Source organism: Acidimicrobiales bacterium (genome assembly GCA_035547835.1).
Taxonomy (GTDB): domain Bacteria; phylum Actinomycetota; class Acidimicrobiia; order Acidimicrobiales; family Iamiaceae; genus DASZTW01.
Genome location: DASZTW010000017.1, coordinates 1 through 12,154, shown reverse-complemented (window position 1 = coordinate 12,154; position 12,154 = coordinate 1). Strand labels below are relative to the sequence as shown.

The window sequence follows — 12,154 nt, the reverse complement described above, 5'->3', positions numbered from 1 at the left end:
ATGCTTGCACGCCCGCCGTCGCACCAGGCAACCGACGGGGTGGACCGCCGGCGGTACGCTGTCGGGTTGGTGATGGGGCTCACCCACAAGCGCCAGTTCTCTGGCTGACGGTCCCTACGAACACCCACTCGGAGGCTCGTGGCGTGGATCGTGACCGTCTCATCACCCAAGCTCGAGCTCTCGCAGAGCTCGCCACTTCTCCCGCCGTCCGCCGTGCTGCTCGCATGTTGGCGAAGCGAGTTGCCGAAGGCCAGTTCCACATCGCAGTGCTGGGCGAGTTCAAGCGAGGGAAGTCCACGTTGGTGAACGCGCTGGTAGGCCAAGCCGTGCTGCCGAGCGGCGTGCTGCCGCTCACCGCGCTCGGCACGGAGGTCTCCTACGGGCCGCCCGGTGTGACGATCCACCTGCTCGACGGCACCGAACGTGACGCGTCCGTCACCTCGCTCGCAGACTGGGTCACCGAGGCGGCCAACCCGCGCAACGAGAGGGGAGTGCAGCGTGTCGCGGTGCGGGTGCCGGCCCCGCTGTTGCGGCCCGGCCTGACGCTGGTCGACACACCGGGCATCGGTTCGGTGCACGGTCACAACACCGATGCGGCGCTCGCGGCCGCGGCTGACGCCGATGGCGCGGTGATCGTGCTCGCTGCGGATGCGCCGTTGTCTGCCGGCGAACGAGACCTGCTCGAGGCGTTCCGGCGTCGCCGCGCCCGGCGCTTCGTGGTGCTCAACAAGGTGGACCACCTCGACCACGACGACGTCGCCGAGGTCGTGGCGTTCGTCCGTTCGGTGATCGACGACCCAGGTACGCCGGTGTGGCCCTTGAGCGCCCGAGCGGCGCTGGACGCCCGGACTGAAGGCGGCCCGCCGGAACCCGGGTTCGACGCGTTCTTCGCGGCGTTGTCGGCGTTCGTGGGTGAAGAGCTCGCTGCCGCGCGGGACGAAGTGGCGCTGGCCGACGCGCAGCGCCTCCTGCAGCGCGTCGTCGACGACGCCCGCCTGGCGGAGTCGGCGGCGACGCTCGAGGCCGACGAGCTCGACCGGCGCGTCGCGGCGTTTCGAGCGGCCGCAGATGCACAGGACCGGTTGTTCTCGGAGGACCAGTTGGTGCTCGCCAGGGAGGTCGAAGAGCTGGCCGCGCGCCTTGGGCGTGATCTCGCCGCATTCGCCCGCGCCGCGGCCGACCGGCGCAGCGGCGAGCTCGAGGCTGTGGTCGCCTCGGGTCCCGCGCGTCAGGCCCGTGAGCGGGTCCGCCGTGCGGTGGAACGGATCGTCGAGGACGAGTTCGACGGCTTCAGGACCCGGCGCGCCGATCAAGCCGACGAGGAGTGGTTGGCGATCGCGGCGCAGCTCAGCGGCCGCGCTTCGGAGCGGATCTCGTCCGTCCGCCAGGCGGCAGCCGACATCTTCGAGATCGACTTGCCCGCGGTCAGGTTGCCACCCATCTCTGGACAGCGCGAGCGGTTCTTCTACTTGTTCCCGACGGGCACGAGCCTGTCCGAGCCCCTTCTCGCGGTCGGGCGACGCCTGGTTCCGAGCGCTCTGTTGCGTCGCCGTGCGCTCATGTGGGGCCGCGGGCACCTCCGCGTCGAGCTCGACAAGCATGCGGGCCGGATCCGCCACGATCTCACGCGCCGTCTTGGCGAGGCGCGCGCGGCGTTCGAGTCGATGTTGCGCGACGAGCTGTCGAGCGCGCGGGACGCCATCTTGTGTGCGGCATCGCACGGCGAGCACCTCCGGCGGGTCGCCGCTGACGAGATCGCTCGTCATGGCGAGCACGATCAGCAGGTGCAGGCGCTGGCCCGCCAGATCGTGCAGGCCGCAAGCGACGCGCCGTCTGGGGGTGACGCGGCTGCCGTCACGGCACGCTGACGGCGGCGCGGCCGATCGTCCACGAACCGCTGGCCACGCGGTCGCGGTGGAAGTCGGCGAACCGCCCGCCGCTCGCCAACAGCTCGTCGCGGGGGCCGGACTCGACCACGCGCCCCTGGTCGATGAACACCACGTGGTCGGCCTGCTCGATGGTGCGCATCCGGTGCGCCACCACGAGCGTGGTGCGACGACCGCGGCCGTCGGCCAGCGCCGCCGCGACGGCTTGCTCGTTCTCGGGGTCGAGCGCGCTGGTGGCTTCGTCGACCAGGAGGAGCGGCGCTTCCTTCAGCAATGCACGGGCGATGCCCACGCGCTGGCGCTCGCCACCTGACAGGGCGATGCCGCCCTCGCCGACGGGCGTGTCCCATCCGGCAGGCAGGCGCTCCACGATCTCGTCGACCCGAGACAGACCTGCCACGTCGGCGAGCTGGGTGTCGCTGGCGTGGGGGGCGGCAACCAGCACGTTGTCGCGGATCGTGCCCTCGAACAGATACACGTCCTGGAACACGACGCTCAGGTCCGCGTACAGCTCGGCAGGCTCGACGCCGCGCACGTCGCGGCCACCGACCAGCACGCGCCCATCGGTCACGTCGTGAAAGCGCGCCACGAGGCCGAGAATCGTCGACTTGCCGGCGCCCGAGGGGCCCACGATGGCGGTGGTCGACCCGGCGGGCGCGACCATGTCGAGTCCGGCCGCGGCATCGGCGGTGGCGCCGGGGTACCGAAAGCGCACCCCTTCGAGACGCACCTCGGGCGGGCCGGCCACGCGACCCGGCACCGTGAGGTCGTGCCGCGTGTCGAGCGCCGGGGCGCGGAGCAGTTCGTCGATCCCGCGCAACGTGGTGGTGCTCGATTGCAGGGCACCCACCAGCTCGGCCAAGTTGGTGAACGGCTCCAAGAAGCGCACGACCACCACCAGCAGCGCAACGGCTTCGGCCACCGACACGGCGCCGCTGCGCAGCTGTGCCAGCGCGACCACGGCGAGGATCAACAGCGCGAGCTGGCTCGCCACGGAGAACAGCAGCTCGCTCGGCACTGACCAGCGCAACAAGCTCACCGTGGCCACGTGCTGGTCGGCCAGCGCCCGCCCGGCAGCTGACTGTTCGGGGTGGGCGCGTCGGGCACCGCGCAGCGCGCGTTGCGCCCGGGCGAACTCGAGGACCCGGTCGTCGACCTCGGTGACCGAATCGGCGAACGCGGCGTCGGCGCGCTTGGAGCAGCGGTTGCCCGCCCACCACGCCGCCACCAGCAGCGGAGCCGAGGCGAGCGCGGCGAGGCCGAGCGGCCAGGAGATGAACAGCAGGCCGATCGCGATCGCCGGCGGCAGCGCAACCGCCAAAACGAGGGGCGTGACCAGGTTGCCGATCGTCTGGGCGACTTCGGGGGCGGTCGCGGCGATCGAGCGCTGCGCCTGGGCGCGCCGCGTGCCGCTGAGCCAGCCGAGCGGGAGCGCCGCCACGTGGTCGACCAGGCGGTGTTGGTGCTCGCCCACCACCGTGAGGCCGAGCTCGAAGCCCGATTTCGCCACGCGGAACCGCGTGAACGCCTGGAGCGCCAGCGCCGCGGTGAACGCGCCGATCCACCCCCACGCCGAACCGGGGTCGTCGGAGAACAGCCGGGCCAGCACGGGGACCAGCAGTACGCAGGTGGCCGCGCGGAACACCACCGTGGCCGCGAGCAGCGCGACGAACCGCCGCAGGAGTGGCTTGCCGTGGTCCGGCACGAGCCCGAGCAGGATGCGGATCATCGTGCGCTCCCCACCGTGGCCGGTCGCCACAAGTCGCGATAGCGGCCCACGGCGTGCACCAGCTCGCCGTGGGTGCCCCTCTGCACCACGCGGCCACCGTCGAGCACCACGATCTGGTCGGCGTCGACGATCGTGTGCAGCCGGTGCGCGATCACCAGCACCGTGCGGTCGCGCAGCAGCCGCCCGAGCGCCACCTGCACCTGGTGCTCGGCTTCGGGGTCGGCGAACGCGGTGGCCTCGTCGAGCACCACCACTGGCGTGTCGGCCAGGATCGCCCGGGCGATCGTGATCCGCTGCGCTTCGCCGCCCGACAGCCCGACCTCGTCGCCGAGCACGGTGTCGTAGCCGTGGGGCAGCTCGTCGATGCGGGCCGCGATGGCGGCGGCCTCGGCGGCGGCAACGACTTCGGCCCGGGTGGCGTGGGGCCGCGCCAGGGCGATGTTGTCGTGCACGGTCTCGCGCAGCAGGTGCACGTCTTGCAGCACGAACCCGACCCGCTGGTAGAGGTCGTCGGGGGCGAGCGCTCGCAGATCGTCGCCGCCGATCGTGATGCGACCGGCGATGGGATCGTGGAAGCGGGCGACGAGCGCGGCAAGGGTCGACTTGCCCGAGCCGGAAGGTCCGACCAGGGCCGTGACCGTGCCCGCGGGGAGCACCACGTCGACGTCGCGCAGCACGGGGTGGCCGGGTCGGTACTCGAACGTCACCCCTTCGAGGCGAACTTCGGCCGCGGGTGTTGCGCCGCCCGAGGCAGCGCCGGCACGGAGGTCTGGCATGGTCTCGAGCTCGTCTTCGGTGAGGGTGAGGCCGATCCGCTTGGCCGCTTCGCGTGCCTCGCGGACGCCCACCATCCCGTACGCCAGGCCGAGCAGCCGGGGCCCGAACGTGGTGCCGAGCAGCAGGAACGGGAGCAGGTCGGCGCCCGCCATGTGGTGCGACGCCACCAGCACCCCGCCGACCGCCACGATGATCCACAAGAACGTGGTGGGGTCGGTGATCAGCGCCGCGGTGGCCTTCTTCGACACGAAGGGGCGCTGCCACGAGGCGAGGAAGCCCGTGTACTCGTCGACGCTGCGCCGGAAGCGGCTTGCCGCCGATCCGCCGAACACCCGCACCACCGGCAGGCCTTGGAGGTAGCCGCCGGCCTCGCCGTCCATGCGCCGGGCCCACGCCGTCACTTTCGGCATGGTGGCCCGGCTGGCACCGGTCATCGAGGAGAAGACCGCCACATACGCGATCACCGGGATCAACAGCACCGCGGCGAGCCGGGCGTCGACCACGAACAGGTACACCAGCACCGCGAGCGGCGCGACCACGGCGGCCGTGGCGTCGGGAGCGGCATGGGTGACCAGGCTGTGCAACCGCGCCGTGTCCTCGGTGACGGCCTGCTTCACGATGCCGCCGTTGCGGTCGGTGAACCAGCCGAGCGGCAGGCGCGCCAGCTTGGCGAGCAGCCGCCGGCGCACGTCGAGCGCGAAGCGGGCGTCGACCACGTGCAGCCACAGCATCAGCGCGGACTCGGCGAGCGCCGAGCTGCCCAAGATGATCAGGGCGACCTTGGCGACCGGCCACTGGTCGTTCACCGTCTGGCCGTCGAGCAGGCGGCGACCCACTTCGGCGAGCAGCACGAACGGCACCAGGCCGGCGAGGGTGACGATGCCCTCGATCACGCCCGCGAGGCGCATGGTGGAGCGCACGGGATCGAGCAGGTCGACGCCCGCGTTCGCGCGCCAACGACCTGGACGAACCTCGACGGCCGCCGCGGGCGCGGGCGAGGATTCGCGCCCGGCGTGCGAGCCGGACGGGCGGGGTGATGCGGGGCGGGTGTGCTCCTCGGTCGCCGCTCTGGCCGCCGCCTTCGCGCCGCGACTGCCGCCGTAGGGCCGTCCGTGGATCCAGTACGGGGTGGCTTTCACCTCCGACTTGGGGAAGCCGTGCTGGTCCCTCAGCGCAGCTTTCACGAGCTTGGTGGTGATGCGCTCCGCGCCGATCCAGGCCTTCCAGTCCGACCAGTCGCGGTTGGCGATGGCGTCGACCACCTTGGTTGCGCCCAGTTCGCGCGGCAGGCGGTGGATGGCGGCGCTCGGGTGCTCGGCGACGGGGATCGCGTGCTCGCGCTCGTCGCTCCACTCGAGGAACACCTCGACGGGCAGGTGGTGCGGTACCACGCCCAGGATCGAGTTGATCGCCGGCAGCGACGCGGCGTCGCCGATCAGCAGCACGCCTGCGGGCTCGGGGTCGCCGAGCTCGAACGGTTGCGATCCATAGGAGGTCGCGGCCACCTCGTCGCCGGGCTGGCAGGTCTGCGCCCAAGTGGCGGCCGGGCCGGCAGGCTCGTGCAACACGATGTCGAGCACGAACGTGCCGGTCGCCGGGTCGGGGTCGGTGATCGTGTAACCGCGCTGCACCTCGAGGTCGGGTTCGACCGGATCGGGGAACCACAGGCGGACGAAGTCGGTGGGTCCGGGCTGGAAGGCCTCGAACAGGCTCGGCGAGGAGCAATGCACCCGCCGAAGACCCGGTACGAGGTCGTACGCGTCGTCGACGCGGATGACGAATTCGTTCGCGCCGAGCGCTCGCAGGAGCGTGCCCTGCATCCCGCGGCTCATCGAGCGCTCCTGGCGCCGCGTCGCCACGCGCTGGCCGCCTGGGCATCCACCAGCGTGGAAGTCGTCGGGTGGTGCTCGATCACGTCGCCGGCCTCTCGTTCGCGGTTCGTTCGTCGTGGGATTAGGTCACCCTAATAGATCGCATTGGCCAAGTTTGAATGTCAGAACTAGGGAGTCCTACCATCGCACCCATGGCGCAGCCGGACGTGGCCCTGGTCACTTGGAGCAGGTGATGAGCCCGCCCGCTGCGGCGCCTGCCGTGCCCGCGCCCGCCGTGTGCGCGGACCTCGACAGGACCGGCTCCGCGGCGCGTGGCAACCGCACCCTGGCGATCGGCCTGGGCGTGGCGATCGCGGTGCTGGTCGTCGTGATGTTCGTGAGCTTGGCGATCGGCAACAAGCACGTGGCCCTCGACCAGGTGTGGAACGCCGTCTTCCACTTCGACGGCTCGGCCGACCAGGACATCGTTCGCGCCTTGCGGGTGCCCCGCACGCTGCTCGGCGTGGAGGCCGGCGTGGCCCTCGGCATGGCCGGCGCCGTGATGCAGGGCATCACCCGCAACCCGCTCGCCGATCCCGGCATCCTCGGCGTGAACGCCGGCGCGGCGTTTGCCGTGGTGCTCGTGATGCACGCCTTCGGCCTGAGCACCCTCGGTGCCTACGTGTGGTTCGCGCTCCTGGGGGCGGCGGTGGCGTCGGTGCTGGTCTACGCGCTCGGCGCTCTGGGCCGCGACGGCGCCACGCCCACCAAGCTCGCCCTCGCGGGGGCCGCGGTCGCGGCCCTGCTCACGTCGTTGACCACCGCGGTGCTGCTGCTCGACGTGTCGACCCTCGACCAGTTCCGCTTCTGGGTCGTCGGCTCGCTGGCCGGACGCGATGCCACGGTGGTGGGGCAAGTGGCACCGTTCCTGGTGGTCGGCGCCGCGATCGCGATGCGGTGCGGGCGGTCGCTCAACAGCTTGAGCCTCGGCGACGACGTCGCCCGCTCGCTCGGCGTTCGTGTGGGCCTCGCCCGGGCTGCGGCAGGCGTGTCGGTGGTGCTGCTGTGTGGCGGGGCGACCGCGGCGGCCGGCCCGATCTTGTTCGTGGGCCTCACCGTGCCGCACGTGGCGCGCGCGATCTGTGGGCCCGACTACCGATGGATCGTGCCGTTCGCCGGTGTGCTGGCGGCCATCTTGTTGTTGGGATCCGACATCGTGGGCCGGGTGGTGACCCACCCCGGCGAAGTGCAGGTCGGCGTGGTCACGGCGATGATCGGCGCCCCCGTGTTCATCGCCCTGGTGCGCAAGCGGAGCCTGGCAGCGCTGTGACCGACCTCGCCGCACCCACCGCTCCGTCGGGCGCGCCGCTCGCCGCCCACTCCCGCTGGCGGCTCGCGCCGGGCGACCGACGCGTGGTGCGCCTGCCCGTGCTGCGCGTGAGCTTGCGCGTCGAGCCGCGCCTGGTCGTGGTGTCGGTGCTGCTCGGGCTGGTCGTGGTGGCCGGCGTTGCCGTTGCCCTGTGCGTCGGCGACTACCCGATCCCGCTGCCCGACGTGGCGCGCGCGCTCGCCGGCCGCGGCAACGTCGACACCACGTTCGTGGTCAACAGCTGCGCCTGCCCCGGGCGCTGACCGGGGTGTTGGTGGGCGCGGCGTTCGGCGTGTCGGGCGCGATCTTCCAGTCGTTGGCGCGCAACCCGCTCGCGAGTCCCGACGTCATCGGCATCACCGGCGGCGCCGGCGTTGTGGCCGTGGCGCTGATCGTGTTGGCGGGCGCGGGGGCCACGGTGGTCACCTTCGGTGCCCTCGCCGGCGGCCTGCTCGCCGCCGCGCTGATCTACGGTCTCGCGTACCGGCGCGGCGTGCTCGGCTACCGGCTCGTGCTGGTCGGCATCGGCATGGCGGCGATGACCACGGCCATCACGCAGTACTTGTTGACGCGCGCGGGGATCTACGAGGCGCAGCGGGCCATGGTGTGGCTCACCGGCAGCCTCAACGGACGCGGCTGGGAGAACGTATGGCCGCTGGTGGTCGCGCTGGCGTTGCTGGCGTCCCCCACGCTCGGGCTCGGACGGTCGATGCGGCTGCTCGAGCTCGGCGACGACACTGCCCGCGGGCTCGGCGTGCGCGTGGAGCCCGCACGTGCCGGGCTGATGGCGTGCGCGGTGGTGCTGGTGTCGGTGGCCACCGCTTCGGCTGGCCCGGTGGCGTTCCTGGCGCTGGTGGCCCCGCAGATCGCCCGCAGGTTGGTGCGTGCCCCCGGTGCCACGTTGGTGCCGAGCGCGCTGACCGGCGCGGCGTTGCTGGTGTGGTCCGACCTGATCGCCCAGCGCATCTTCGCTCCCACCGAGCTGCCAGTCGGCGTGGTCACGGGCGTGATCGGGGCGCCGTACCTGCTGTACCTGCTGGCTCGGGCCAACCGGATGGGAACGGGCGAGTGAGCGCCAAGCACCGCGACGGCGCCACGGCATCCGATTGCCGTGGCTTGCGCGCCGAGGGGCTGTCGCTCGCGTACGAGCGGTTGCAGGTCATCGACGCGCTCGACGTGGAGATCCCCACCGGTGAGATCACGGTGATCGTGGGTGCCAACGCATGCGGCAAGTCCACGTTGTTGCGTGCGCTCGCGCGGTTGCTGAAGCCCAAGGCCGGCGTCGTCTACCTCAACGGCGAAGACGTGCACCGGATGCACACCAAGGAGGTGGCCCGCCAACTCGGCATCTTGCCGCAACAACCGCTGGCACCCGAGGGCATCACGGTTGCCGACCTGGTGGCGCGCGGCCGGGCCCCGCACCAGGGGTGGTTCGCCCAGTGGTCGCCGTCGGATGAAGCGGTGGTGCAAGCCGCCATGGAGGCCACGCAGACCACGGCGCTCGCCGACCGGGCGGTCGACGCGCTGTCGGGCGGGCAGCGCCAGCGCGTGTGGATCGCGATGGCGCTGGCGCAGGGAACCGACGTGATGTTGCTCGACGAGCCCACCACGTACCTCGACCTCGCCCACCAGGTCGAGGTGCTCGACCTGCTCGACGACCTCAACCAGCGCGAGCAGCGCACCATCGTGGTGGTGCTGCACGACCTGAACCAGGCGGCCCGTTATGCCCACCACCTGATCGCCATGCGCAACGGTGCGATCGTGGCCCAAGGCCCGCCCGACCACGTGGTCACCGCCGAGCTGGTGGAAGAGGTGTTCGGGCTTCGGGTGCGCGTGGAACCCGACCCCGAGACCGGGAGACCGATGGTGATCCCCCGGGCTCGGGTCGTGGCCAGGTGAGGCGGCCGCGTTACTTGGCCGCGGCTTCCAGTGCCGGGCGGATCTTGCCCAGCGCGTACGGGATCGACAGCGACGACGGCGTGTTCACCGCCACGGCGAGCGAGTAGTCGAGCTCCGTGACGGCGCCGTCCTTCACGGGTGCGAGGTCGTCGTAGCCGGGCAGCTTGTGTGGATCGGAGCCGTTGGTGAGCAACAACAGCACGTCGGCATCGAGCAGGCTCACCTGTTCGAGGCTGATGTCGACCCGGCCGGTGGCGCCGTCGGCCTTTTGCAACATGTCGGGCGCGATCGACATGCCGAGGCCCTTGAACAGCGAGGCGGCGCCGTCGTCGGGGTCGGCGACCACGGTGATCGAGTCACCGGCCACGTAGTTGGCCAGGATGTACGTCTTGCCCTTCAGACTGGGCAGGTCTTTGGCCAGCGCGTCGACCTGGTCGTTCACGCCCTTGATGATCTGGGCGGCCTTGTCGGTCTGGTGGAGGATCTTGCCGAGCGCGGTGATCTGGTCCTGCCACGGATCGACTTGGCGGTCGGTGAGTGCGCCCAGCGCCGGCCGTTGGCCGCCAGCGGTGAGGCGGGTCACGTCGCCCTTGCTCTGCACGGCCCACCCCGGGTACAGCACGAGGTCGGGGTGCGCCTTGCTCACCTGCTCGAAGGGGATCGCGCCGGTGTAGGGGATGACGGTGGCGCTCGACGACAGGGCGCCCTGCCACGGGAGCTTGCCGGCCTTGCCGGAATTGGGGTCGCCCACGAACGCAACCGGCTGCACGCCGAACGCGAGCAGGGCATCGGTCCACTGCGAGCCGAGCGCGACGATGCGCTTGGGGATGCCGTGGACGGTCACGGGGTCGCCGCTGGCCTGCCGGATGGTCACGGCGTCGCCGCCGGCGCCGCCGGTGTCGGCTTTGTTGCCGGAGGATCCGCACCCGGCCACGAGCGTGGCGAGCAGCAGCGCGACGAGCGCGAATGGAACGAGCCGTTGTATTCGGTGCCCTTGTAGAGTCATAGTTAGGATACCTTACTAATGACAGTTGGCATCCCTGCAAGTGCAACGTGGAAGGGGCCAAGACATGGTCTGGCTGGCAGGTTCGCTCGACATCGTGTTCCTCGTGGTCGCGTTCGGTGTCCGCACCTGGTTGCAATGGCGGCGCACCCGCGACTCGGGGTGGCGGCTCGGCCGACCGCACCGCGCGTCGGCGGGTGCCGCGCGGGCCCTCATGTTCACGGCAGGGGCGCTGCTCGGCGCCTCGCTCGCCGTCGGCCCGTGGTCTTCGCCCTGGCCGACCCGAGCAGCCGGGGTCGTGATCGCTCTGGCGGCGGTGGCGCTGGTCGCCGTCGCGCAAGTGCAGATGGGTGCGTCGTGGCGCGTCGGCGTCGACCCGAACGAGACCACCGCGCTCGTCAGTCACGGCCTCTACGCCCGTGTCCGCAACCCCATCTACACCGGCATGGTGGTGTTCGCCGTCGGCCAGCTGCTCGTGGTGCCGTCGCTGCTGACCGTGGCCGCGGTGCTCGCCATGACAGCCGGGGTGGAGCTGCAAGCCCGCGCCGTGGAGGAGCCGTACCTGCGCACCACCCATGGGCCGGCCTTCACGGCCTGGGCAACGGTGGCGGGCCGGTTCGTCCCGGGCCTCGGTCGGTGGTCTGAGGCTGGGGAGAGCTGAGGCGGGCCGCGTCCGATGGGCAGCCGGGCGGGCACTTGCCCAGGTCAGAGGCCATCGGTGGTGGATGGCCCCGGACCCGGGCGCACGCCTACGGACCGTTTGGCGGACGCCCTGCATGCGCTTTCGAACCCGCCAGAAGCCTTCCAGCGTCTGCGAAGCGCTACGAGGTCTGCCTAGGCGGGCTGATCCTTGGTGAGCCGGAACTCGGAGGGATCGATCATGCGGTCCAGGAAGTCCTCCATCGCCTTGACCACGATGAAGTTCAACGGCAATCCGAAACCTTCAGCTGCGACCCTCAGTCGTTCGTGCAGCTCCTCAGGGAACCGGATCGCCGTTGTCGTCCTGGCTTGCGTGCTGCTCGCAACTTGGGTAGTGGTCACAAACTACAGCATAGTAATTACAGTCGCGTAGGTCAAGCACCGAGCGAGCAGATCGCGCGCGGCTTGCTCGCGCCCCTCGCCTCTCAGCATGCCGCCATCACCGAGCCAGCAAGGTGGTATCACCGAGACTGTCGCACCCGCCGGGTACTGTTGGTGCCGGAAGCAAATCACTTCCAACGACAAGAGCCCAGGCCGAGATGGCCTGGGCTCGTGCCGGGACCGGGTGGTGACCCGATCGCTCTGACAACCCCACGCTACCCAAGTGGAAGCCGGGGTGCGATTCGCCACCTGGTCTCGGCCCAAATCGGCGCTCTGCGCCGGGAAGGGGCCACTATGGCTCGTTACATAACGCAGATTCACCTTGTCGGCGGCTCGCGGCATGAGCACATCGCCGAAGTGACGTGGGAAGACCGCTCGACTGGGGTCACGGACCAATCCTCCCGAGCTGACATGGTCGGCTGGATCGAGACCGGCGGCGATGCTCGGGTTGCTGCCGGGTCCTCGTACGTGCAGGTGGGCGTTGTGAACGCAACACCCAAGTACATCCGCACGCACAAGGACGGCATCTGGACTGACAACCTCTTGGCGCTACCGACCTACTGAGTCGAGTGGCTGCCGGCGTTGCTGCCTTGGCAACAC

Annotated in this window: 11 protein-coding genes and 1 riboswitch; of the genes, 7 read left to right on the top strand and 4 right to left on the bottom strand. The window is 71.0% G+C overall.

All coding sequences use genetic code 11. The features are described from left to right. The first annotated feature begins 59 nt into the window (after nt 1-59). A riboswitch (Fluoride riboswitch) is annotated at nt 60-124 on the top strand. 19 nt (nt 125-143) lie between these two features. Then, nucleotides 144-1,868, top strand: a complete 1,725-nt coding sequence (locus tag VHA73_12705) for a dynamin family protein (GenBank protein ID HVX18886.1) — start codon at nt 144-146, stop codon at nt 1,866-1,868. Here VHA73_12705 and VHA73_12700 read toward each other — a convergent pair. Both VHA73_12700 and VHA73_12695 read right to left on the bottom strand, forming a co-directional pair. Then, a complete protein-coding gene (locus VHA73_12700) occupies nt 1,855-3,615 on the bottom strand; it encodes an ABC transporter ATP-binding protein (GenBank protein ID HVX18885.1) in 1,761 nt (586 codons plus the stop codon). The genes VHA73_12705 and VHA73_12700 overlap by 14 nt on opposite strands. Continuing rightward, nucleotides 3,612-6,224: an ATP-binding cassette domain-containing protein gene (locus VHA73_12695; protein ID HVX18884.1), complete on the bottom strand. Its 2,613-nt coding sequence runs from the start codon at nt 6,222-6,224 to the stop codon at nt 3,612-3,614. Before VHA73_12695 ends, VHA73_12700 begins: the two co-directional genes overlap by 4 nt. Before the next feature lie 232 nt (nt 6,225-6,456). On the opposite strand from VHA73_12695, the gene VHA73_12690 reads away from it, so the two are divergent. The 4 genes from VHA73_12690 to VHA73_12675 are packed head-to-tail and all read left to right on the top strand — an operon-like array spanning nt 6,457 to nt 9,471. Then, entirely contained in the window at nt 6,457-7,533 is a 1,077-nt protein-coding gene (locus tag VHA73_12690; protein HVX18883.1) for an iron chelate uptake ABC transporter family permease subunit, read from the top strand. Then, nucleotides 7,530-7,835: a hypothetical protein gene (locus VHA73_12685; GenBank protein HVX18882.1), complete on the top strand. Its 306-nt coding sequence runs from the start codon at nt 7,530-7,532 to the stop codon at nt 7,833-7,835. Before VHA73_12690 ends, VHA73_12685 begins: the two co-directional genes overlap by 4 nt. Before the next feature lie 5 nt (nt 7,836-7,840). Continuing rightward, a complete protein-coding gene (locus tag VHA73_12680) occupies nt 7,841-8,644 on the top strand; it encodes an iron chelate uptake ABC transporter family permease subunit (GenBank protein ID HVX18881.1) in 804 nt (267 codons plus the stop codon). After that, entirely contained in the window at nt 8,641-9,471 is an 831-nt protein-coding gene (locus tag VHA73_12675) for an ABC transporter ATP-binding protein (GenBank protein ID HVX18880.1), read from the top strand. Before VHA73_12680 ends, VHA73_12675 begins: the two co-directional genes overlap by 4 nt. Before the next feature lie 10 nt (nt 9,472-9,481). Here VHA73_12675 and VHA73_12670 read toward each other — a convergent pair whose 3' ends face one another. Further along, on the bottom strand, nt 9,482-10,477 hold the full coding sequence (locus VHA73_12670; protein HVX18879.1) for an ABC transporter substrate-binding protein: 996 nt from the start codon (nt 10,475-10,477) through the stop codon (nt 9,482-9,484). Nucleotides 10,478-10,541: 64 nt separating this feature from the next. Here VHA73_12670 and VHA73_12665 point away from each other — a divergent pair, with 64 nt between their 5' ends. Further along, complete coding sequence (locus VHA73_12665) at nt 10,542-11,135, top strand: isoprenylcysteine carboxylmethyltransferase family protein (GenBank protein HVX18878.1); 594 nt, start codon at nt 10,542-10,544, stop codon at nt 11,133-11,135. A gap of 173 nt (nt 11,136-11,308) precedes the next feature. Here VHA73_12665 and VHA73_12660 read toward each other — a convergent pair whose 3' ends face one another. Then, nucleotides 11,309-11,515, bottom strand: a complete 207-nt coding sequence (locus tag VHA73_12660) for a hypothetical protein (GenBank protein ID HVX18877.1) — start codon at nt 11,513-11,515, stop codon at nt 11,309-11,311. Nucleotides 11,516-11,848: 333 nt separating this feature from the next. Here VHA73_12660 and VHA73_12655 point away from each other — a divergent pair, with 333 nt between their 5' ends. Next, complete coding sequence (locus VHA73_12655; protein ID HVX18876.1) at nt 11,849-12,118, top strand: DUF3892 domain-containing protein; 270 nt, start codon at nt 11,849-11,851, stop codon at nt 12,116-12,118. Nucleotides 12,119-12,154: the final 36 nt, after the last annotated feature.

Bases quoted from the DNA above. Each gene is read 5' to 3' on its own strand.
- VHA73_12700 (HVX18885.1), bottom strand. From the start codon at position 3,615: ATGATCCGCATCCTGCTCGGGCTCGTGCCGGACCACGGCAAGCCACTC.
- VHA73_12695 (HVX18884.1), bottom strand. From the start codon at position 6,224: ATGAGCCGCGGGATGCAGGGCACGCTCCTGCGAGCGCTCGGCGCGAAC.
- VHA73_12690 (HVX18883.1), top strand. From the start codon at position 6,457: ATGAGCCCGCCCGCTGCGGCGCCTGCCGTGCCCGCGCCCGCCGTGTGC.
- VHA73_12670 (HVX18879.1), bottom strand. From the start codon at position 10,477: ATGACTCTACAAGGGCACCGAATACAACGGCTCGTTCCATTCGCGCTC.
- VHA73_12665 (HVX18878.1), top strand. From the start codon at position 10,542: ATGGTCTGGCTGGCAGGTTCGCTCGACATCGTGTTCCTCGTGGTCGCG.
- VHA73_12655 (HVX18876.1), top strand. From the start codon at position 11,849: ATGGCTCGTTACATAACGCAGATTCACCTTGTCGGCGGCTCGCGGCAT.